We start from the raw sequence: 23016 nt of genomic DNA on the forward strand, positions 1-23016 counted from the left end.
ATTTTTATTGCAGCAGCACCTTCAGAAGAATCTCTGTCTGCTCTTTTTTCTGCTACTTGTTGTCCTTTTTTACGTAATACATCGATTGCATCATCAAAATCACCTCCAGCTTCCACTAAGGCTTTTTTACAATCCATCATACCTGCACCAGTTGCTTTTCTTAATTTGTTTACTTCTGCTGCTGAAATTTTTACTTCACTCATGATAAGTATATTTTAAAAAAGTCGTTCAATTAATTTCTGTTAGGAAAGAATCAAACGACTTTATTTGTAATAGTTTTATTGTTTTATTCTTCTTCGTTAGCTGCTGCTACTTCTTTTGCAGGAGCCGCTTTCTTTGCAGGAGCTGCTTTCTTTGCAGGAGCTGCTTTCTTTGCAGGAGCCGCTTTCTTTGCAGGAGCTGCTTTCTTTGCAGGAGCTGCTTTCTTTGCAGGAGCTGCTTTCTTTGCAGGAGCTGCTTTTTTAGCTGGTTTAGCTTCTACTTTTTCAACTTTAGCTTCAACTTTAGCTTCAGTTTTACCTTCAGCATTTGCATCTTTCTCTGCTTTACGCGCATTTAATCCACCAATAATAGCTTCAGTAACATGCGTTAATATTTTATCGATCGATTTAGAAGCATCATCATTTGCTGGTATAACGTAATCTACCTGACGAGGATCAGAGTTAGTATCTACCATTGCAAAAATAGGAATGTTTAATTTCTGTGCTTCTTTAATCGCGATATGCTCACGTTTAATATCTACAACAAACAAAGCGCCTGGAAGACGAGTCATGTCAACAATAGAACCTAAATTCTTTTCTAACTTAGCTCTTAAACGATCAACTTGTAAACGTTCTTTTTTAGATAAAGTTAAAAATGTTCAATCTTTATTCATTCTATCAATAGTAGCCATCTTTTTGATTGCTTTTCTAATAGTAATAAAGTTTGTTAACATTCCACCTGGCCATCTTTCTGTGATAAAAGGCATGTTAATACCTCCTGCTTTTTCAGCGACGATGTCTTTTGCTTGTTTTTTTGTAGCTACAAATAAGATTTTACGACCAGAGGCTGCGATTTTTGCTAACGCTTCTCCAGCTTCGTCGATCTTAGCTGCTGTTTTGTATAAATTTATAATATGGATACCGTTACGCTCCATATATACATAAGGCGCCATGTTTGGATCCCACTTACGTGTAAGGTGACCGAAGTGTACACCTGCTTCAAGTAATTCTTTTACTTCTACTGCCATTTTGTAATAGTTTACGTTCTGTTGAATTAGCAATAATTAAGTGGTCATTTAAAAAAAATCGCCTTAACTATTTAGATGCTAGACTAAATCCTGTTCCTTAAAATATAAGGATACTAGGACAACAATAACTGTGTTAAATTTTGTTTTGTGTTGAAAATAATTTCAACAATAATATTAACGTTTAGAGAATTGGAATTTCTTACGGGCTTTCTTCTGTCCGAATTTCTTACGTTCCACCATTCTTGGGTCTCTTGTTAATAAACCTTCTGGTTTAAGCACTAATCTGTGTTCAGCGTTTATTTCGCACATAGCACGAGAAATTGCTAAACGGATAGCTTCTGCTTGACCAGTAATACCACCTCCAAATACGTTTACATTAATGTCAAAAGTTTCCGCATTGTCAGTTAATACTAACGGTTGGTTTACTTTGTACTGTAACGTTGCTGTATCGAAGTAGTCTTTAATGTCTTTTTTGTTAATCGTGATTTTTCCTTTACCTTCTTTTAGGTAAACACGAGCAACAGCCGTTTTACGACGACCAATTTTGTGTAATACTTCCATTACTTGAATTCGTTTAAGTTAATTGTTTTAGGCTTTTGCGCTTCGTGAGCATGCTTAGTTCCTGTAACAACAGTTAAATTTCTAAAAAGTGCAGCTCCTAATTTGTTTTTAGGTAACATTCCTTTTACAGATTTCTCTACTAATCTTGACGGATCTTTTCCGAACAATTCAGTAGCAGTTAAACTTCTTTGACCACCTGGATAACCTGTGTGACGAATGTAAGATTTATCGTTCCACTTGTTTCCTGTTAAGTTGATTTTTTCTGAATTGATAACAATTACGTTATCTCCACAATCAACGTGTGGTGTGAAGCTTGGCTTATGCTTTCCTCTTAAAAGTTTTGCAACTTGGGAGCACATACGGCCTAAAGTCTGACCATCAGCATCAATTAAAACCCACTGCTTATCGACAGTAGCTTTGTTGGCTGAAATAGTTTTGTAGCTTAGTGTATCCACGTTATTAATTAAATTTTTGATTTGTTTTTATACAAATTGATTAAACATTCCTCTCTCAAAAAGAGTTTGCAAATTTACGATAAACTTATTGAATACCAAATAGTATGCAGTATTTTATTTGATAACTTTGTTGATATGTTTTTGGCATTGTTAATTAGGCTTCGAATTCTTCAAAAACACTGTTTACAACATTCAATATATTGTTCATTTCCTTCAGAAAAACTAAAATTAAACTTATTTAAGTGTATTTTCGTTAATTACAAATAGTATTAATTGTCACTTCGAGTGATTTGTGTGATTATCGAATTCAAAATATATTTTGATTGAAGATACTAAGGCGAAGCTTAAATAAATTGCATTGAGAGTTTTCAGATAAATAGTCTCCAATACAATGCTCCTAAAGTTGCATCACTTGAATTGACAATGTTTTAATAAATCTTAAAATATAGTACTAAAGCCTTTAAGAATAACAAATAAGACTCATTTTTTGACTATTTTTGCAGCGATATGCAAGAATTAAAACTTTCAGATTGGTTACCTACCACAAACAAAGAGGTTAAAATACGTGGATGGGAAGCACTAGATGTTATCCTATTTAGTGGAGATGCTTATGTAGATCACCCAACATTTGGGCCTGCTGTTATTGGGCGTATGCTAGAAAGTTTTGGTTTGCGTGTTGCTATAGTACCACAACCTAATGTAAAGGATAATCTTCAGGATTTCGTGAAATTAGGGAAACCAAAATTATTTTTTGGTGTTACAGGTGGTTGTATGGATCCTATGATTAGTAATTATAATGCTAATAAAAAGAAACGTAATAAAGATGCTTATACTCCAAATGGAGATATTGGCTTTAGACCAGATTACGCAACTTCTGTATATTCTAAGATATTAAAAGATAAATGGCCAGATACTCCAGTTTTAATTGGTGGTATTGAAGCCTCGTTGCGTCGTGTAACACATTACGATTTTTGGAGCGATAAATTAATGCCTTCTATTTTAGAAACTTCTAAAGCAGATATGTTGGTTTATGGAATGGGTGAGCAGCCTTTGCGAGAAGTTGTGCGTTTATTAGAAAAAGGAGTGCCTTTTAATAGTATAAATACAGTATTACAAACAGCTGTTCTTTTAGATAAAGATGAAGCCATACCAAAAAATGCAAATTGGGAAGATGTAGAAATTGCATCTCATGAAGTGTGTTTAAAGGACAAGAAAAAATATGCTTCTAACTTTAAGGTTATTGAGCAAGAGTCTAATAAATTGGCTGCAAGGCGTATTTTTCAAAAAGTAGGTGATAAGAAGTTGATGATAAATCCACCTTATCCAACCATGACAGAAAAGGAGATTGATGCTTCTTTCGATATGCCTTACACGCGTTTACCACATCCAAAATATAATAAAAGAGGACCAATTCCTGCGTTCGAGATGATAAAGTTCTCCATTAACATCCATAGAGGTTGTTTTGGTGGTTGTAGCTTTTGTACCATTTCTGCGCATCAAGGAAAGTTTATTGCCTCTCGTAGTCAAGAATCTATTTTAAAAGAAGTACATACTGTGGCTAATATGCCAGATTTTAAAGGCTATTTGTCTGATATTGGAGGACCAAGTGCCAACATGTATCAAATGAAAGGAAAAGTACTATCTATTTGCGATAAGTGTGTTGCACCTAGTTGTATTTCGCCAGTAATCTGTAGTAATTTAGATACGTCGCACAAACCATTAACCGAATTATATCAAGCGGTTGATAAGCATCCTAAAGTTAAAAAATCGTTTATAGGTTCAGGTATTAGACATGATATGTTAGTGCCAGAATTTAATAAAAATGCAGATCCAAAAGAATTAGATGCTTATACTGAAGAAGTAATGACTAAGCACGTTTCTGGCAGATTAAAAGTAGCACCAGAACACACTAGTGATCCTGTTTTAAAATTAATGCGTAAGCCATCGTTTACATACTTCCATAAGTTTAAGGAACGTTTTGATAAAATTAATGTCGCTAAAAAATTAAAGCTTCAATTAATACCATACTTTATATCTAATCATCCTGCTTGCGAAGTTGAAGATATGGCAAACCTAGCTGCCGAAACTAAAGATCTTGGTTTTCAGTTAGAGCAAGTGCAAGGTTTTACACCAACACCAATGACGGTTGCAACTGTAATTTATTATAGTGGTTACCATCCTTACACGCTTAAAAAAGTAAATACACCAATTTCGCAAAAAGAGAAAGACGAGCAACATCGTTTTTTCTTTTGGTATAAAGAAGAAAACAAAGCGTGGATTAATAAGACTTTAAATAAGCTAGGACGTCAAGATTTACTAAAAGTCTTACTGCCAGAAAAAGCAGAAAAATGGCGTAAAAACAAACCCAAAGGTGATGCTAAAAACACTTTTAACGATGCTGTTCCTAATGTTCCTTTTAATCAAAGGAAGAATAAGGCTAAGTTTAAGTCTAAAAATAAGAGACGTTAGTCTCTAAATTTCAATAAAATAATTTAATAGTACGTCTTGCTAATACCATTATTACGCCATTCAATTTAACGTATACATACCTATGATTTCTGATATAATTATAAATAAACCAGCACCTTTTTTACCAGAGCAGCCTTTAGTACAGTTTAATCGCTCTATTAACGTTAATCGTACCATTAAAGGACTAGAAGCTGGTAAACCTGTAATGGTAACAGAATTTTATAGCAACGGTTTAGACTTGCTTAAAGCGTTACATAAACATTTAAAAGATAAGTTTCCAAACGAGATGTTTCAAGAGCAGCGCGATTACCGTTTGGCTTATAAAGAACTAGCGAAGCTTATTTATATAAAAATTGTAGATCATAAATTAACCGTAAAAAAAGCACCAGCTATTGGTTGGTTAGAAGAATTATATCCAGAGGATACTAATTTTTTATTACCATTTACTAAAGTGCAAGGTCTTAATAGTGCTTGGCAATGGCATAAAAACGGGATTATTTTACCTGTGTTAAGAAATAAAATTCATCCGTATTATGGTGTGTATTTTCCAACGCGTTTCGATCATTTAATACTGTTCGATAATTGGTTAAAAAGATACGAAGGTCCTAAAAAATCTGCAATAGATGTTGGGATAGGAAGTGGTGTATTATCGTTTCAAATGGTAAAGCATGGTTTCCAGAAAGTTTTTGGTACAGATACCAACCCAAATGCTATTGTTGGACTAACAAAGTCTATGGGAGAAACAAAAATGTCTCGTAAAGTAGAACTAGATTATGCATCTCTTTTCGGTAAGTTTGAAAAGCAAACCGAACTTATTGTTTTTAATCCACCTTGGTTACCAGCGTCTCACGATTTAGATAAAAATGACGAAGCTATTTATTATAACGATACTTTGTTTCCTGAGTTTTTTGCGGAAGCTAAAAAACGATTATTACCAGAAGGAAAGCTTGTTGTTATATTTTCTAATATGGCTGAAATAACTGATGTTGAAAGTGAACATCCTATTAAAAAGGAACTGGCAGAAGGTGGTCGTTTTACATTAGAAAACCGCTTAACACGAAAAGTAAAACTGGCTTCAGATAAAACAAAGCGTGATCAAAATTGGCGTGCTGAAGAAGAAGTGGAGCTTTGGGAGTTGGTGAATGCTTAGTGGTTTTTGATAGTATCATTTGATACTATCACTGCACGTTTTTTTTAATTAAGTACCGAATAAGATGGAAAGAAACACTACTACAATAATATTTGCATAATGAGTAACTTCTTCTTTTACAGTTTTGTAGTCAGTATACCATTCATCTGTGTTATGAGAGTGTTTTGCTTTATTTAAAATCGAATTACCTAACATAAAATAATTTTTCTATTCTATTTATTAAACTGAATATCATTTAAAATCTGAAATTAAATGTTGAAATCTCTTAATATAACCTATTTTTAGAATTCCCAATAACCAAATATTGATTTTTTTTATTTACACAAATACTTAATAAAATACCTCTATAACTTCTAGTATTTGGTACTACTAATTATACAATAACAAATATAAATATTACCCTGTTTTATTAGTTTACTTACTTGATTTAATGCGCCTCCAACCAATTCAGCCCAACATCCATCTCAACATCCAACGGCACTTCCATTACAAAAGCACTCTCCATTTCGGTTTTAATCAACGCTTTCATCTCTTCCAATTCAGGTTTAAACACATCAAAAACCAATTCATCATGCACTTGCAGTAGCATTTTAGTTTTATAATTACCAGCTTCTAGTTTTTTATAGATATTAATCATGGCAATTTTAATAATATCGGCAGCAGAACCTTGTATTGGTGCATTTACAGCATTACGTTCTGCAGCACCACGCACAATAGCGTTGGCACTATTAATATCTTTTAGGTAACGCCTTCTATCTAAAACCGTTTTTACATAACCATTATCACGAGCAAAATCGACTTGTTCGCTCATGTATTTTTTCAGTTTTGGGTAGGTTTCGTAATAGGTATCAATAAGTTCTTTGGCTTCGCCACGCGATAAATCGGTTTGGTTACTCAATCCAAAAGCAGACACACCATACACAATCCCAAAGTTTACGGTTTTGGCATTACTACGTTGTTCTCTAGTAACGTCGCCTAAAGGCACATTAAAGACTTTCGCAGCTGTAGAGGCATGAATATCTTCGCCATTTTTAAAGGCTTCAATCATAGTTTCTTCTTTACTTAAAGCGGCAATAATACGCAGTTCTATTTGCGAGTAATCGGCAGCTAACAAAGTGTACTCCTCACTACGCGGAATAAAGGCTTTACGCACTTGACGGCCAAGTTCTGTACGAATAGGAATGTTTTGCAAGTTAGGATTATTACTACTTAAACGTCCTGTAGCAGCAACGGTTTGCATATAGTCTGTATGTACACGACCTGTAGATTCCTCCACTTGTAATGGTAAGGCATCAACATAGGTGCTTTTTAGTTTTGCTAAACCACGATATTCTAAAATATCTCTTGTAATCTCGTGGTCTTTTGCTAAAGCAGATAAAATATCTTCGCCAGTTTTATACTGTCCTGTTTTTGTTTTTTTAGGTTTGACTACAAGCTTTAGTTTTTCGAAAAGGATGATTCCTAATTGCTTTGGCGAGGCAATATTAAATTCTTCGCCAGCAACTTCGTAAATTTTAGTTACTAAAGTGTCGATGTCTTTGTTTAGGTCTTCGGCTAAACCATTTAAAAAAGGCACATCTAAATTAATACCTTCTAATTCCATAGCAGCTAGAACAGGTACTAAAGGCACCTCGATATCATTAAAGAGTTTTTTAGTGTTGGCTTCGCCTAACTCTTTTTCAAAATGTTCTTTTAGTTGTAATGTAATGTCCGAATCTTCAACCGCATATTCCGTTTGTTTGTCTAACGGAACGTCTCGCATAGACAATTGATTTTTTCCTTTTTTACCAATTAAGTCTACAATAGGAACTGGTGTGTAGTTTAAGTACGTTTCTGCTAATATATCCATATTGTGGCGCATGTCTGGATTTATTAAATAATGCGCTAACATAGTATCGAACAAGTGTCCTTTTACTTGCACGTTATATTTTGCTAATACTTTAATATCGTATTTTAAATTCTGACCAATTTTCTGAATTTGTTCTGCTTCGAAAAAATAGCGTAATTCTTCGATAATAGCCTGTGCTTCTTCTTTTTCTTCTGGAAATGGTAAGTAGAAGCCTTTGCCAACTTCCCATGAAAATGCGATACCAACAAGCTCTGCAGTAATTGGGTTTAAGCCTGTAGTTTCGGTATCGAAACACACAGACGTTTGGTTCATTAAATTTTTAATGAATAGTTTGGTTGCCATTCCTGGTGCTACACTTTGGTAAAAATGCGATGTATTGGCTATGGTTTTACGTTGGAATGTGTTTTCTGTTGTCGCTTCCGCGGAAGGACTCTCGCCTCCAAACAAATTAAATTGTCCTGCTCCAGCACTTTCGGCTTCCTTAGGTGTTACTTTTATTTCTTTTTTAGCTGAAGATTCTGCTGTGACTGTTGCAGGTGCTCCAGAGGTAAACGTTTTTGTAAAATTATCTATTAAACGTCTAAACTCTAATTCTTGAAAAATTTCTGTCACTTTTGGAACATCTGGTTGAGACATTTCATAGTCTTTAGCATCAAAAGTTACAGGTACATCTAGCATAATAGTGGCTAGTTTTTTAGACAATAATCCTAATTCTTGATTGGCTTCTACTTTTTCTTTCATTTTGCCTTTTAGCTCGTGCGAATTAGCAAACAAGTTTTCCATACTGCCATAAGCGGCTAAAAATTTCTTCGCCGTTTTTTCGCCAACACCTGGTAATCCTGGAATATTATCACTTGTGTCTCCCATCATACCTAAAAAGTCTATAACTTGTATAGGATCTGTGACTTCAAATTTCTTTTGTACTTCTGGGATTCCCCAAGTTTCGTAACCACCACCAAATCGTGGTCTGTACATGAATATGTTTTCGCTTACTAATTGCGCAAAATCCTTATCTGGTGTGACCATAAAGGTTTGGTAGCCTTCTTTTTCGGCTTGCTTGGCTAAGGTTCCAATAACATCATCTGCTTCGTAACCTGCTTTTACTACAATAGGAATATGCATGGCTTTTAAAATATCCATGATGTAAGGAATCGCTGTTTTAATACCTTCGGGAGTTTCGTCTCTATTGGCTTTGTATTCTGCATACATTTCTACGCGGTCTGCACTTCCGCCTTTATCAAAACAAACGGCTAAATAGTCTGGTCTTTCACGTTTTATAACGTCTAATAGTGAGTTCATAAAACCCATTATTGCAGAGGTATCTTCACCTTTAGAGTTTATTCTTGGATTTTTTATAAAGGCATAGTAGCCACGAAAAATTAATGCGAAAGCATCAACTAGAAATACACGTTTATTGTCAGACATATTATAGTTTTATCAAGTTATAAAACTACGAAACTTATCTTTTGTTTACAGAAGAACTTGTCAACAAAAAAGCACTATGCTTTAACAATAAATTGAGATTGAATATTTTCATTCTTTCCATCTTGATATTTAGTCATACTAAACCATTGATGTATCGCAAAACTTCCAGTTTCACCTTGCTTATCAATAGCAATATAACCCACTTGAAAATTTTTAAAATCGCTATTAGGTTTTTCTACAATGCGCTTAATAGCTTCTTCGCAAGCTTCTTGAGGTGTTTTACCTTGTCGCATGAGTTCTACAACCAAAAAACTACCAACAGTTTTTACAACTTCTTCACCAAGACCAGTTGCAACGCAACCACCAATTTCATTATCTATAAATAAACCTGAGCCAATAATTGGAGAGTCGCCAACGCGACCAGCCATTTTGTATGCCAATCCGCTAGTGGTACAAGCACCAGAAATATCACCATTTTGGTCTATTGCAAGCATGCCAATAGTATCGTGGTTTTCTATGTTAATAATAGGTTTATATTTGGCTTCAATTTTCCATTTCTCCCATGCTTTTTTTGAAGCTTCGGTTAAGAGGTTTTCTTTTTTTAAACCAATTTCATAAGCATATTGTTCTGCGCCTTTTCCAGCCAACATTACGTGTGGTGTGTTTTCCATGACGTTTCTAGCAACAGTAATGGCGTGTGTCACATTTTGGAGATAAACAACAGAGCCACAATTTCCGTTTTTATCCATAATACAAGCATCTAAAGTCACGTTTCCATCTCTATCTGGTAAACCGCCTTTACCAACAGATTGCCCTTTCTCATTTGCTTCTTCAATTCTACAACCAGCTTCTACAGCATCTAATGCATTTCCACCTTTTTCTAAAACGTTATAGGCTGCTTCGGTTGCATTTTTAACATCCCAAGTAGCGATAACTAACGGAAATGAACCAATTGTTTTAGCTGCTATTATTGGTTTTTTAGTTTTACTATCTTCTGCACAACTCATTAAAGTACTTCCTGCTGCTAAACCAGCAGTAGAAAGAGTTACATTTTTTAAGAATTTTCTTCTGTTCATCGAGAATATATTTTTTTTCATTTCCGCAAAAGCAGAAATCTTTTCATTTAAAATTTTAATACTCTACACCTTGTTTGTCTAAAACAGATTTTGCTCTAAAGGCATAAAATAATAAATAAGCAAAGCAAGCGACTGCCATCCAGTACGAAGATTGAATGTTAAAAACATCGGCTAACTTTCCTTGAACTGGAGGAATAATGGCACCTCCTAAAATCATCATAATTAAAAATGCCGAACCTTGAGAGGTATATTTTCCTAAACCTGCAATACTTAATGTAAAAATACATGGCCACATAATAGAACAAAATAAACCACCAGATATAAAAGCGAATAAAGCAATATTTCCTGATGAAAACAGACCAATTAGCATACCTACCATTCCTAATAAACTAAATATTTTTAAGGTTTTAACAGGATTATCTTTTGCAAGAAAAAAGCCGCCAATTTGAACAGCAATACAAATTGAGAAAAAGAGAATTTCATTTAAAGTGAAACTATATTTAACCAAATTTGCTAAAATAATAACACCAAATGCAATATAAGGAACAATAATAAGTAATGCCTTTTTTAATCCTTTACTAGGATTAAAGACTGTTACAGCTCCAACCCAACGACCAATCATCAATCCTCCCCAATATAAAGAGATGTATTTACCTATTTCCGAATCATTTAATACAGGTAATCCTATAGTATTTAATCCAGTATTTTCAACTGCTTGCTTTAAGAGTTCGCCAAGATTACTACCAATAGTAACTTCTACACCAACATAAGTAAATATAGCAAGCATGCCCAAAACAAGTTGTGGGTATTTCATTGCGCCCCAACCTTCTGGTTTTTTTGCTGCGCTAAAATTAGCTACAAAAACAGCAGTAACAACTGCAAAAAGTGCTATAAATAAAACAATTAAACGTGTATGCTCTACAGTTTCGGTTGAAACTGCATCTCCAGAGTAGGTACTAAAAATATAACCGAAACAACCTATTATAATTAAAGTTAAAACAACTAATAGAACACCAGCTTTATAAGCAGATTCGAATTTAGTATTAGACTTTAATGCAGGTAATTTTTTAGAAAAATAAAAGAGCGCAGCTGCAATTAAAAAGAGTACACCAACACATAAATATAAAATTTGTACTGTAATTAAAGTAATTTCATTAGTACTAATTTTTTCAGCTAGTTGTTCTGTAGACCAAGCCGCAGAACCGAAAATAGCTAAGCTAACTACAATAGGACCAATGGTTGTACCAAAAGAATTAATGCCGCCTGCTAAGTTTAATCTATGTGATCCAGTTTTTGGGTCGCCTAATGCAATAGCAAAAGGATTTGCTGCAGTTTGCTGTAACGAAAAACCTAATGCCACTATAAAAAAAGCAATAAGTACAAAATAGAACACAGTAGTTTGTCCTTGTTCTGCTCCAGCTGTTGCAGGATACATTACAAATGCGCCAATAGCAGAGAGTAATAAGCCATAAATAATGCCGTTTTTATAGCCCCAATTATTTAATATATCACGTTTCATAGCACTAGAAACAAGAAAAAGAAAAAGTGCACCTAAATAGTATGCACCATAAAAAGCAAAATCTACCAGTTGTGATTGAAACTGATCAATATTAAAATAGGTTTTACAAAACGGAATAAACACACTGTTTGAAGCTGCTATAAATCCCCAAAAAAAGAAAACAGTTACTAAAGTGGTTAAAGCAGATTTATTATTTTGATTGTCCATTAGTTAGTTTTTAGTATGTTTAAATGTAATTAAAATTTGTTTACAGTTATTTAATTATTATTTCATCAACAAATAGCCAGCTTCTAACATCGTGCTCATAGCCCAAATGCCATTCTGGAAGTTCCCCTAGTTTTTTTGCTATAATTTTTATGTAGCGATATTGTTTTGGTACTTGTTTAAAAAACACTTCTTTTATTGTTGTTTCTTCTGATTGTTTTGTTGCATCAATAGTTCTTTTAGCGTCAATTTTTGTAAAATTAATTCCATCTACAGAGCCTAAACATTCTACAGCTGTTGGATAAAATATCCACGATCGTTGATCTTGTAAAAAATTAACTTTTACAAGATTTACAGGTTTGCTACTTCCTAAATCTACTGTTGTAATAACATCTGTATCAAAATAACCTTGCCAAGTGCCTGTTCTAAAATCCGGTGTTCCTAAAATACCATCAATTAATGCATCATTTCCTCCAGCGTTATATTGGTTAGCATATTCTGAGTCTAGTTTAATAGATAAATTAGGATCAATTTTAAAAAAATTGGTGGTTATTATTTTACTTTTTTTCTCATTGAGCTCTGAATAAACTTGTAGTGTTTCAGCTTCAGCAATGGTAAAAGGTTTTGTGTATTTTTTATAATCTGAATTGTTTTCAGAATAATAAATTGAAGCGTCTTTTGTATTGCTTAGTAATTCAATTTCCGTTTTACCTTTAAAAGCAGTATTTCCTTTAGAAATAAAAGGAGGTGTTACAATAATATGGTCTTCAATTTTAGTTTCTGGTACTTCATGGTCTTTTACTGCCCAATCTGTTGGAGAGCTTTTCATTTTAAAATGAAGTGTTCCGCCATTCATTATATCTTTATGTTCAATAAATGATTTATTAAGTGGTTTTCCATTTAATGTTGCAGATTCTATGTAAATATTGGAACCGCTTAAGTTTTCGGCAGAAACAGTAAATTGTTTTCCATTTTCTAAGTTAAAAGTTGCTTTATCAAATAAAGGTGTGCCAATTATGTATTGATTACTTCCAGGTGTTACAGGATAAAAACCGATTGAGCTAAATATGTACCATGCACTCATTTGTCCGCAATCTTCATTACCCGAAATTCCATCTGGAGTATTGGTGTATAATTCGGTTAAAATTTGGTGTACTTTCTCTTGTGTTTTGTGTGGTTTGTTTACAAAATTATACAAATAAGCCATGTGGTGACTAGGCTCATTACCATGGGCATATTGTCCAATTAAACCTGTAATATCAATTTGATGGCGACCAGAGGTCTGGTCTTCTGCAACAAACAATTTGTCTAAATTAGCTTCAAGTTTATCTTTTCCGCCTAACAAATCTATAAACCCAGAAATATCTTGAGGCACATAAAAACTGTACTGCCAAGAGTTTGCTTCGGTGTAATTAAAATTCACTTCGTAAGGATCGAAAGGTGCAAACCAAGTATTACGAAAACGACCTCTCATAAATTGCGTTTCTGGATCGAATACATTCTTATAATTTTGTGCTCTTTCTGTATAGTCTTTATAAATATCTTTTTTATTCATGGCTTTTGCCATTTGTGCAATCGTCCAATCATCAAAAGTATATTCTAAGGTTTTAGAAACCGATTCGCTTTCTTCTTCTACAGGAATAAACCCAAATTCTTTGTAACTTTTTAGACCTAATTTATCTCGTGTTGCACTATGCATCATCGCTTCTAAAGCTTTGTTTTCATCATAACCACGAATGCCTTTTAGGTAAGCATCTGCAATTACTGGCACAGCGTGATAACCAATCATGCAACCGGTATAGTTTGCACTTAAATCCCAAATTGGCATTATGCCACCTTCGTTATATTTTGCTAAAAAGGTGTTTATAAAATCGTTGGTTTTCTCTTGCTCAATAATTGTATATAATGGATGTGCAGCGCGATAGGTATCCCAAAGTGAAAATACAGTGTAATAATCGAAATTTTCAGATTTATGAATTTCCATATCCATACCACGATATCTGCCATCGAAATCTTGATATAAGTTTGGAGCCAGCGCAACATGATACATGGAAGAATAGAAATTGGTTTTATTGTTTGTATTATCACTTTCAACAATAATTTTTTCTAATTGCTTTTCCCAAAAATCTTGTGCTGTTTTTTTTACTTGATCAAAAGTTTGTTCACCTATTTCACCTTCTAGGTTTTTTCTTGCACCTTCAATGTCAACAGCGCTAATACCAACTTTTAAATAAACAGGTTCGTTGTTTGGGTTTCTAAATTTTAAAGCTATTTTTTGTGCTCCAGGCATTCCTGTTTTTGGTGGCGATTGTAATACATCTTTAAATGGATGCGATGTTTTTATTACGAAGAATAAACGTTGATCTTTTGCCCAAGCATCAGAAAAACGATAACCTACAATTTCAGTCTCAGAGATTTTTTCGATTTTAGCATCTAGAACTTTATCTCGATGGATTAAATCTACAATCGCATATTGGTTTTCACTAGAAGAGTATTCATATTTATGTACACCACTACGCTTAGAAACGGTTAATTCTACATCAATATCAGTATCATCTAAATGTACTTTATAGAATCCAGGTTCTGCAACTTCATTATCGTGTGAGAATTTAGATTTGTATCCTTTTTCACCATCTGCACCATTATTAAAAATGGATTCCTTCGTTGGCATTATTAAAATATCACCATAATCGCTTACTCCAGTTCCACTCAGGTGGGTATGGGAAAATCCGTAAATTTCATCGTCGCTATAATGGTAGCCAGAACAACCATCCCAACCATCTAAACGCGTATCTGGACTTAATTGCATCATCCCAAAAGGCATAGTTGCTCCTGGATACGTGTGGCCATGTCCACCTGTACCTATAAATGGATTTACATACGATATTAATGATTTGTCTTTTGCGGCTGTAGTTGAGTTTTTTTCATTTTTACAATTGGTTAACAACAGAAATAAACAAAAAAGGATAGCGATTGTGTGTTTCATTAAAAAATAGATTACTAAATTTAAAGCATCTAATATACTAAAATGAAATTCGCAAAGCGGTTAAGACTTTTTCTTTTACTAACGATAATGTTTAGTTGTTCTAAAAATATTGAAAAAGCTGTTACTCCTCAAATTATTCCAATACCATTAAGTCAAGATATTCTTGAAGGTGAATTTTTGTTGTCTCCCGAAACTCAGATAGTAAGTAATGATGACTTTAAAGTATCTATTCGTTTTTTAACCGAATATTTATTAGATTTTAATTTGAAAGGTTCTAATACAGGAGCAACATCAAACACCATTCAGTTTATAAAAGATGAAACAATATCTAATTATGAAGGTTATACACTTGATATTTCAACTGAAACTATAAAAATTTCAGCTAAAACAGATCAAGGTGCATTTTATGGAGTACAATCCTTAAGGCAATTATTGCCAGTAGCATTAGAGATTGGAAATCTAGGGCAAGAGCAATTTGCAATCCAGTGTTTAAAAATAGAAGACGAACCTCAGTTTAAATATCGAGGCATGCATTTAGATGTTGGAAGACATTTATTTTCAACCGATTTTATTAAAAAATACATTGATGCATTAGCGATGTTAAAGATGAATACATTCCATTGGCATCTTACAGAAGATCAAGGTTGGCGAATTGAAATTAAAAAATATCCAAAACTTACTGAAGTTGCAGCTTTTAGAGACGAGACCTTAATTGGACATTATAACACACAACCACAGCTTTTTGACGGCAAACGCTATGGAGGTTTTTATACCCAAGAACAAATAAAGGAGATAGTAAAATACGCTAGTAATCGTAATATAATAATTATTCCAGAAATTGAAATGCCAGGCCATTCGCAAGCAGCCATTGCAGCTTATCCAGAATTAGGTTGTACTGGAGAACAAGTTAAAGTCGCCCAAAAAGGTGGTGTTTTTGAAAATATCTATTGCTCAAAAGATCAGACGTTTAATTTTATAGAAGATGTTTTAGATGAGGTTTTAGAATTATTTCCAAGTGAATACATCCATATAGGAGGAGATGAAGCACCAAAAACAAGGTGGAAAAGTTGTGAAAAATGCCAACTTAGAATTAAAGAAGAAGGACTAAAAGATGAGCATGAATTGCAAAGCTATTTTATTGCTCGAGTAGAAAAGTATCTCAATAGTAAAGGGAGACAAATTATTGGTTGGGATGAAATTCTAGAAGGAGGTTTGGCACCGAATGCAACAGTTATGTCTTGGCGTGGTTTTAATGGTGCAGTAGAAGCTGCAAAGCAAAAACACAATGTCATTTTAACACCAGGTTCTCATTGTTATTTTGATCATTATCAGTCTGAAAATGAAGATGAACCTCTTGCTATTGGTGGTTTTTTACCTTTAGAAAAAGTGTATAGCCTTAATCCAATACCTGAAGAACTAACTGCAGAAAAAGCCAAATATGTTCTTGGAGCACAAGGTAATGTATGGACAGAATATATGCCAACATCTCAACAGGTTGAGTATATGGTCTTTCCTAGAATTCTTGCATTAAGCGAAGTTGTTTGGTCTAGCCCAGAAAGTAGAGACTATAAAAACTTTGTAAAAAGAGTTGAAAATTTTCACAAACGTTTAGATATTTTAGATATTAATTACGCTAATCATTTATATGAAATTGAAGGTGAATTAATTTCTGAAAATAATCTACTCAAATATGAGTTAACTAAAACTTCAGATGAAAACCATCTTGTTTTTTCTACAGATGGGAACGAACCAGCTTATATACTTTATTCAGAATATGATAAACCAATTATTATAGATAAATCTATGACAATAAAAGCGGCGACTTTTAATTCTAACGGAAAACAATTAAGTACTATTTTTTCTCAAAAAATAAATATCCATAAAGCTACAGGAAAGCAAATTACAATTAACAAAGACCTTAATCCATCTTATCCAGGAAGTGGAGCGTCTGGCTTAGTTAATGGTATAAAAGGATCTAATTCACGATATGGAGATAAAGAATGGTTAGGTTTTTCTGGAGAAGACTTGGAGATTACCATAGACCTAGGAAAGAAAACTGATATTAAATCTATTAAAACAAGATTCCATAACGGAAATGGACAGTGGATTTATGCGCCAAAAAAAGTTGAGTTTTGGTTCGATGTTAATGATCGCATTCCAAGTGCAGTTTTATTAAATTCTGATGATTTACTAGTTAATATAAGATTAGAAAAAGAAGTAAACACAAGATTTATAACACTTAAAATTCCTAATTATGGTGTTATCCCAGAAGGTAAACAAGGTGCAGGTCATAAAGCTTGGACGTTTATTGATGAAATTATTGTTAAGTAATTATGAAATTAGAAATCTGTGCCAATTCATACCAATCTGCAAAAAACGCTCAAGAAGCAGGTGCTCATCGTATAGAATTGTGTAGCGAACTTGCCATTGGTGGTATTACGCCAAATTATGGTTTGCTTAAAAAAGTAGCAGAAAATTTATCTATCGAGACTTTTATTTTAATTCGCCCAAGAAGTGGCAATTTCACGTATTCTATTGAAGAATTTGAAATCATGAAAACCAATATTGAATTGTGTAAAAATTTAGGGTTTTCAGGTATTGTTTCTGGTGTTTTAAATGCAGATAATACAATAGATTTAAAAAGAATAAAGGCTTTAATAGAACTTTCAAAGCCAATGCAATTCACGTTTCATCGTGCTTTCGATTGGACTCCAAATCCAGAAGAAGCCTTACAAAAACTAATTACTTTAGGAGCAACTAGAATTTTAACTTCTGGGCAACATACTTCAGCAGAGAAAGGAATTGAAACTTTAAAAAGATTAAAAGATAAAGCTGAAAATAAAATTATAATTCTTCCTGGTGGAGGTATTTCAATAGAAAATGCTATTCAATTTAAAAATGAAAGCTTTAAAGAAATTCATGCTTCATTAACTCAGCTTGAAAAAGTAAATGAAACGCCAACTATTTCCATGAATAGTAACAAACATTTTTCCGAAACACATTTGGCAGTTTCAGATTCAAAAAAAATAAAAGAATTACTTAAAAACATAGAATAAATGAAGATTAAATTATGTCTTTTAGCTGTTTTCATTTTAACCGCTTGCAAAAAAGAAGTTAAGTCTATTGGTGATGCAAATATTGAAGTATTTGTCAACACAAATATCTATTTTGATATGGGCTTTAAAGACGGATCAAAACAACTAAACGATTCTATTTTACGTTTAGACGCAGGACGTGTAATTATAAAGAAAGTAAAGCTTCCTAATTACAATAAACAAACAAAAGTTATTGTAAATGCAATGCTTACTTCTAATGGAGATCCTTGGGATAAAGGAGGTTCTTTATTTGTAATCCCAAAAACAGCGACTCTAAATTTAATCGATTTTGAATCAGGTAAGTTCGATATTAAAAATTTTAATAAAACCTATCCAGCAGTAAAAGCTATCGATAGCTTAAAATACCAACCAAACTTAGAGCTTATTCGTTTTATGACACCTTTTGGAGTTGGGCATTTTACTAATGATGAACGTGTGGTTAAAAGAAAACCACCATACATTCCGCATTGGGAAAACGAAGTAAAATGGTCTCAAGACATTACGCAATTATTACAACTTTTAGAAGATGAGGTTTACATTGGTGTATACATAGATACTTGGACAAAAGAAGGCTATACTATTTCTGTAAATCTCAAATTTAATGAAAGCGAAATACCCAATAATATAAAAAAGGAACAAACTGTGTTATCACTAATAAATACATCGAAATATGCCTCTGGACAAAGAATGTATGATGATTTTTCAAGACAACCATTGGAAGTAGAATTTTCTGCTAATAAAACATATAAAAACGCGAAGCTTTATTTTACAACTACTGGTCACGGAGGTCATGCAGAAGGCGATGAGTTTGTAAAGAAAGAGCATCAGTTATATTTAGATAAAAAAAATATTAAAACATGGATACCATGGCGTGACGATTGCGCAAGTTTTAGGCGTTTTAATCCAACATCTGGCACATGGAAAGCTAAAGAATTTATGGAGGATACAACTTCTGAAGATATGATTGCTTCATCCGATTTGTCTCGTTCTAATTGGTGTCCTGGAAGTCAGGTTTTTCCTGAAGTTATCCTTTTAGGAGATTTACAAAAAGGAAAGCACACATTAAAAATTGCGATTCCAGAAGCGCAAATTGGTACCGAAAATGAAAATAATTACTGGATGGTTTCAGCTTATATTGTTTATGATAATGAATAGAGTTTTTTGCATTTTATTACTAGTATTATGCTTTTCATGTAAAAATGAAACACCACCTACTACTTTTGAAATTTCAGAAAACTGGACTTTTAAAAACGCAAAAGATACTACATGGTTGTCTGCGGAAGTTCCAGGAGAAGTGCACATAGATTTGTTTAAAAATAATAAAATTAAAGATCCATTTGTTGCCAATAACGAAGAAGAATTACAATGGATTTCTCAAGAAAATTGGGAATATAAAACCAGTTTTAAAGTTGAAGAAAACACGCTTGAAAGAAAACATTTAGAACTCCATTTTAATGGACTAGATACTTACACTAGTGTTTATTTAAACGATAGTTTAATTTTAAAAAGCAATAATGCCTTTAGATGTTATAACGTAGATATTAAACAAATTGTAAAAGCTGAAAATGAATTAAAAATAGTATTTGAAAATACGAATGCTCCAGAAGAAAAAGCGAAAACAAAATTACCCTATCAATTACCAGAAGGTAATCGCATATTTACAAGAAAAGCACAGTTTACCTATGGTTGGGACTGGGCTCCAAAATTTATAACTTCTGGAATTTCGAAACCAATTGGGCTAGTAGCTTGGGATGAATTTAAGATTGAAAATATTCATGTAAGACAATTAACATTGAATGAGAATAAGTCCGGATTAGCTTTAGAGATTGAATCTAGTTCAAAATTTAAAAAAAAGTATGAATATGATGTTTTTATTAATGGTTCACTTTATAAATCGTTCAATAAAATGCCTAAAGTTACACCTTACCTTATTCTTCCAATTATAATAAAAAAGCCAAAATTCTGGTGGCCACACAATTTAGGAGAACCTTATTTATACAATATAAAAGTTGTCGTTAAAGATGGCAACAAAGTTCTCGACAGTATAAGTGTAAACAAAGGGTTGCGAACTATAGAATTAATCACAGAAAAAGATAGTATAGGCGAATCCTTTTATTTTAAAGTAAATAACGTTCCTGTTTACGCTAAAGGCGCAAATTATATTCCGCAGAATAGTTTCCAAAATCAAGCAAACGATGCACATTACGAAAAATTATTAAGCGATGTCGTAGCTGCTAATATGAATATGCTTCGTGTTTGGGGAGGAGGCATCTATGAAAACGATATTTTTTACGATTTATGCGACGAAAAAGGAATTCTAGTTTGGCAAGATTTTATGTTTGCATGTGCTATGTATCCTGGAGACGATGCGTTTTTAAACAATGTAAAAATTGAAGCAAAACAACAAGTAAAACGTCTTCGAAATCATGCCAGTATTGCACTTTGGTGTGGAAATAATGAGAGTAGTGAAGGCTGGAAACGTTGGGGCTGGCAAGAGAATAGAAGTGAAGATGAAAAAACAGAAATTTGGACTAACTATTTAAAATTATTTGATACTATTCTACCAAAAATAGTTAGAGAAAATACAGATACAGATTATTGGGAAACCTCTCCAAAATATGGTCGTGGCAATCCAAAATATAAGACCGAAGGTGATGCACACGATTGGTGGATTTGGCACGACGAATATCCATTTCCGCACTTACAAGAGAACGTGCCAAGATTTATGAGTGAGTTTGGCTTTCAAACGTTTCCAAGCTTCGAAACTATAAAGTATATAAATGGAAATGATAGTATTTCTATTTCTTCTAAAGCTTTTTCTTCACATCAAAAACATGCACGTGGATTTTCAATAATTAAAAACTATATGGAACGCGATTTTCCAGTTCCAGATAACGACGAAGATTATGTATACGTGAGCCAATTATTACAAGCACATGGTATTACCATGGGAATAGAAGCGCAACGTCGCGCAAAACCATATAATATGGGAACTTTGTATTGGCAATTAAACGATTGTTGGCCAGTAACGTCATGGTCGAGTATTGATTATTTTGGAAATTGGAAAGCCTTGCACTATAAAGCAAAAGAAAGCTTTGAAGATGTTTTAGTGTCTAACACAATTAAAGGAAATATTATTGAAGTTTTTGTTGTTAACGATCTTTTAGAATCAGTAAAAGGAAACTTAGAAGTTGAAATTAGAAACTTTAATGGAGATTCTATTTGGGCTATTAATAAAGATATTGAAACACCTAAACTATCTAGCAAAAGAGAATATAGAATAAATTATAGAGGATTAGAATTCAATAAAAAGGAAGCTTTACTAATTACAACATTAAATGGAAAAATAAGATTAGATTATTTTGTGAGTCCAAAAGAACTAAGGCTTCCACATGGCGATATTGAGAGTAAAATTATGAAAACACATAACGGTTTCTTTATCGAGCTGTCCTCTAAAGTGCTTCAAAAAGACGTGTTTTTATATTCAAACGAAAAAGGTCATTTTAGTGATAATTTTTTCGATATGCTTCCTAATGAAACAAGAGTAATTCAGTTTAAAACAGAAGCGCTTCAGCTTAACGATTTAAAAATAAAAACGTTTAACAAATTACTGAGATAACTCGCTTTAACAATTAATATCTTTACAGCAAAAAAACACTTTATGTTTCGTTGGATAATAATCTCTATAATTATTTTAATATTAGATTTCTATGCTTTTCAAACTGTAAAAACAATTACTAAAAGCTATTGGATTTATGCTATTTATTGGCTTGCAACTCTTTTTGTGCTTGGTAATTTGATTTATCACTATTCTAGTTTTTCTCGATCAGATAGATTTACAATTAGTCATGGATATGCTCTAGCTTATTTGTTTGGGCTTTTTGTGCCAAAGCTTATTTTGTTACTGTTTATGTTTGGCGAAGATATTGTGCGAGCAGTTTTAGCTACAATTAATAAATTATCGAATACCAGTCCTGAAAATATTGCCTACTCAATAAGTAGGCGAGGATTTGTTTCTAAAATCGCTTTAGGCCTGGCTGCCATTCCGTTTACCTCATTTATATATGGTATTTTTCAAGGAAAATACAATTATAAAGTAATAAAACATGTACTTTATTTTGAAGACTTACCAAACGCTTTCGATGGGTACACAATTACTCAAATTAGTGATATTCACTCAGGAAGTTTAGAGAGTAAAGAGAAAATTTCTTACGGAATAGATTTAATTAACGAACAAGAAAGTGATGCTATTTTATTTACAGGAGATTTAGTAAATACTAAAGCAGAAGAGATGAATAGCTGGATTGATACCTTTGCGAAATTAAAGGCTAAAGACGGGAAGTTTGCTGTCATGGGAAATCACGATTATGGATATTATGCTTACGGAGATGATAAAGACTTAAACGAAGAAAATCAGCGTCAATTTGAAGCTATTCATAAGAAATTAGGTTTCGATTTAATTATGAATGATAATAGAAAAATTGAACGAAACGGACAAGCTATTAATATTCTTGGAGTCGAGAATTGGGGAGCATCACGTCATTTTCCTAAACGCGGAAGCCTTGAAAAAGCAACAAATAAGATAGGAGAGAATGAATTTAACATACTAATGTCTCACGATCCATCTCATTTTGATTACGATAAAATGGAGCTTAACAAAAAAGCCCGAAACAGCCACGATGTTGTTACTAACGAAACAAATATTATTAATTTTAAAAAGCATATTCATTTAACTCTAGCTGGCCACACACATGGCATGCAGTTTGGGATAGAAGTACCATCTTTAGGTATTAAATGGAGTCCTGTAAAATACCGCTATCCAAAATGGGCAGGTATGTACGAAGTTACTGGTAAGTTTTTACATGTTAATAGAGGTTTTGGTTACTTGGCATTTCCTGGTCGAATAGGTATTTGGCCAGAGGTTACAGTTATTACCCTTAAAAAGGGTACAAAAGTTGTTTAAATGTTTCTTAAATTAAATGAGATAAAACTATAAGTT

General features: G+C 33.1%; 14 protein-coding genes and 2 pseudogenes. 7 read left to right on the forward strand and 9 right to left on the reverse strand.

The genetic code is table 11. The features are described 5' to 3' along the window. The 4 genes and pseudogenes from QNK89_RS05650 to rplM all read right to left on the reverse strand — a co-directional run. Positions 1–203 (reverse strand): annotated as a pseudogene (locus tag QNK89_RS05650) (elongation factor Ts); the annotation flags it as partial. 326 nt (positions 204–529) lie between these two features. Continuing rightward, positions 530–1228: pseudogene (gene rpsB / locus QNK89_RS05655) on the reverse strand (30S ribosomal protein S2); the annotation flags it as partial. A gap of 174 nt (positions 1229–1402) precedes the next feature. Beyond that, positions 1403–1789, reverse strand: a complete 387-nt coding sequence (rpsI, locus tag QNK89_RS05660; RefSeq protein ID WP_340170054.1) for a 30S ribosomal protein S9 — start codon at positions 1787–1789, stop codon at positions 1403–1405. Next, entirely contained in the window at positions 1789–2244 is a 456-nt protein-coding gene (gene rplM / locus QNK89_RS05665; protein WP_340170055.1) for a 50S ribosomal protein L13, read from the reverse strand. Before rplM ends, rpsI begins: the two co-directional genes overlap by 1 nt. Before the next feature lie 507 nt (positions 2245–2751). Between rplM and QNK89_RS05670 the strand changes: the two genes are divergently transcribed. Next, positions 2752–4713 carry a YgiQ family radical SAM protein gene (locus tag QNK89_RS05670; protein ID WP_340170056.1) on the forward strand — a complete coding sequence of 654 codons (1962 nt, stop codon included), beginning with the start codon at positions 2752–2754 and terminating at the stop codon, positions 4711–4713. 82 nt (positions 4714–4795) lie between these two features. Continuing rightward, positions 4796–5863: a methyltransferase gene (locus tag QNK89_RS05675; protein ID WP_340170057.1), complete on the forward strand. Its 1068-nt coding sequence runs from the start codon at positions 4796–4798 to the stop codon at positions 5861–5863. 48 nt (positions 5864–5911) lie between these two features. Here QNK89_RS05675 and QNK89_RS05680 read toward each other — a convergent pair whose 3' ends face one another. The 5 genes from QNK89_RS05680 to QNK89_RS05700 form a co-directional block, all read right to left on the reverse strand. Next, the gene (locus QNK89_RS05680) at positions 5912–6058 is read right to left on the reverse strand and encodes a hypothetical protein (RefSeq protein WP_340170058.1); all 147 of its coding nucleotides are present in this window, start codon (positions 6056–6058) and stop codon (positions 5912–5914) included. A 232-nt stretch (positions 6059–6290) separates the two neighbouring features. After that, entirely contained in the window at positions 6291–9137 is a 2847-nt protein-coding gene (gene polA, locus QNK89_RS05685) for a DNA polymerase I (protein ID WP_340170059.1), read from the reverse strand. 74 nt (positions 9138–9211) lie between these two features. Beyond that, positions 9212–10213 carry a N(4)-(beta-N-acetylglucosaminyl)-L-asparaginase gene (locus QNK89_RS05690; protein WP_340170060.1) on the reverse strand — a complete coding sequence of 334 codons (1002 nt, stop codon included), beginning with the start codon at positions 10211–10213 and terminating at the stop codon, positions 9212–9214. A gap of 55 nt (positions 10214–10268) precedes the next feature. After that, positions 10269–11939 carry an MFS transporter gene (locus QNK89_RS05695; RefSeq protein ID WP_340170061.1) on the reverse strand — a complete coding sequence of 557 codons (1671 nt, stop codon included), beginning with the start codon at positions 11937–11939 and terminating at the stop codon, positions 10269–10271. A gap of 46 nt (positions 11940–11985) precedes the next feature. Then, a complete protein-coding gene (locus tag QNK89_RS05700) occupies positions 11986–14922 on the reverse strand; it encodes a GH92 family glycosyl hydrolase (protein ID WP_340170062.1) in 2937 nt (978 codons plus the stop codon). 87 nt (positions 14923–15009) lie between these two features. Here QNK89_RS05700 and QNK89_RS05705 point away from each other — a divergent pair, with 87 nt between their 5' ends. The 5 genes from QNK89_RS05705 to QNK89_RS05725 are packed head-to-tail and all read left to right on the forward strand — an operon-like array spanning position 15010 to position 22980. After that, positions 15010–17253: a family 20 glycosylhydrolase gene (locus tag QNK89_RS05705; protein ID WP_340170063.1), complete on the forward strand. Its 2244-nt coding sequence runs from the start codon at positions 15010–15012 to the stop codon at positions 17251–17253. A gap of 2 nt (positions 17254–17255) precedes the next feature. Beyond that, complete coding sequence (locus QNK89_RS05710; RefSeq protein WP_340170064.1) at positions 17256–17978, forward strand: copper homeostasis protein CutC; 723 nt, start codon at positions 17256–17258, stop codon at positions 17976–17978. Continuing rightward, positions 17979–19172, forward strand: a complete 1194-nt coding sequence (locus QNK89_RS05715; RefSeq protein WP_340170065.1) for a PNGase F N-terminal domain-containing protein — start codon at positions 17979–17981, stop codon at positions 19170–19172. After that, complete coding sequence (locus QNK89_RS05720; RefSeq protein ID WP_340170066.1) at positions 19120–21636, forward strand: glycoside hydrolase family 2 protein; 2517 nt, start codon at positions 19120–19122, stop codon at positions 21634–21636. The genes QNK89_RS05715 and QNK89_RS05720 overlap by 53 nt, the downstream gene beginning before the upstream one ends. A gap of 42 nt (positions 21637–21678) precedes the next feature. Next, the gene (locus QNK89_RS05725; RefSeq protein ID WP_340170067.1) at positions 21679–22980 is read left to right on the forward strand and encodes a metallophosphoesterase; all 1302 of its coding nucleotides are present in this window, start codon (positions 21679–21681) and stop codon (positions 22978–22980) included. Positions 22981–23016: the final 36 nt, after the last annotated feature.

It is taken from the genome of Lacinutrix sp. (genome assembly GCF_037625555.1).
Taxonomy (GTDB): Bacteria; Bacteroidota; Bacteroidia; order Flavobacteriales; family Flavobacteriaceae; genus Lacinutrix.

What these genes read in the sequence shown, in the direction of transcription:
- QNK89_RS05675 (WP_340170057.1), top strand. Translation starts at nt 4,796, where the DNA reads ATGATTTCTGATATAATTATAAATAAACCAGCACCTTTTTTACCAGAG.
- QNK89_RS05680 (WP_340170058.1), bottom strand. Translation starts at nt 6,058, where the DNA reads ATGTTAGGTAATTCGATTTTAAATAAAGCAAAACACTCTCATAACACA.
- QNK89_RS05700 (WP_340170062.1), bottom strand. Translation starts at nt 14,922, where the DNA reads ATGAAACACACAATCGCTATCCTTTTTTGTTTATTTCTGTTGTTAACC.
- QNK89_RS05720 (WP_340170066.1), top strand. Translation starts at nt 19,120, where the DNA reads ATGAAAATAATTACTGGATGGTTTCAGCTTATATTGTTTATGATAATG.
- QNK89_RS05725 (WP_340170067.1), top strand. Translation starts at nt 21,679, where the DNA reads ATGTTTCGTTGGATAATAATCTCTATAATTATTTTAATATTAGATTTC.
- QNK89_RS05705 (WP_340170063.1), top strand. Translation starts at nt 15,010, where the DNA reads ATGTTTAGTTGTTCTAAAAATATTGAAAAAGCTGTTACTCCTCAAATT.
- QNK89_RS05695 (WP_340170061.1), bottom strand. Translation starts at nt 11,939, where the DNA reads ATGGACAATCAAAATAATAAATCTGCTTTAACCACTTTAGTAACTGTT.
- rpsI (WP_340170054.1), bottom strand. Translation starts at nt 1,789, where the DNA reads ATGGAAGTATTACACAAAATTGGTCGTCGTAAAACGGCTGTTGCTCGT.
- QNK89_RS05715 (WP_340170065.1), top strand. Translation starts at nt 17,979, where the DNA reads ATGAAGATTAAATTATGTCTTTTAGCTGTTTTCATTTTAACCGCTTGC.
- polA (WP_340170059.1), bottom strand. Translation starts at nt 9,137, where the DNA reads ATGTCTGACAATAAACGTGTATTTCTAGTTGATGCTTTCGCATTAATT.
- QNK89_RS05690 (WP_340170060.1), bottom strand. Translation starts at nt 10,213, where the DNA reads ATGAACAGAAGAAAATTCTTAAAAAATGTAACTCTTTCTACTGCTGGT.
- QNK89_RS05670 (WP_340170056.1), top strand. Translation starts at nt 2,752, where the DNA reads ATGCAAGAATTAAAACTTTCAGATTGGTTACCTACCACAAACAAAGAG.
- QNK89_RS05710 (WP_340170064.1), top strand. Translation starts at nt 17,256, where the DNA reads ATGAAATTAGAAATCTGTGCCAATTCATACCAATCTGCAAAAAACGCT.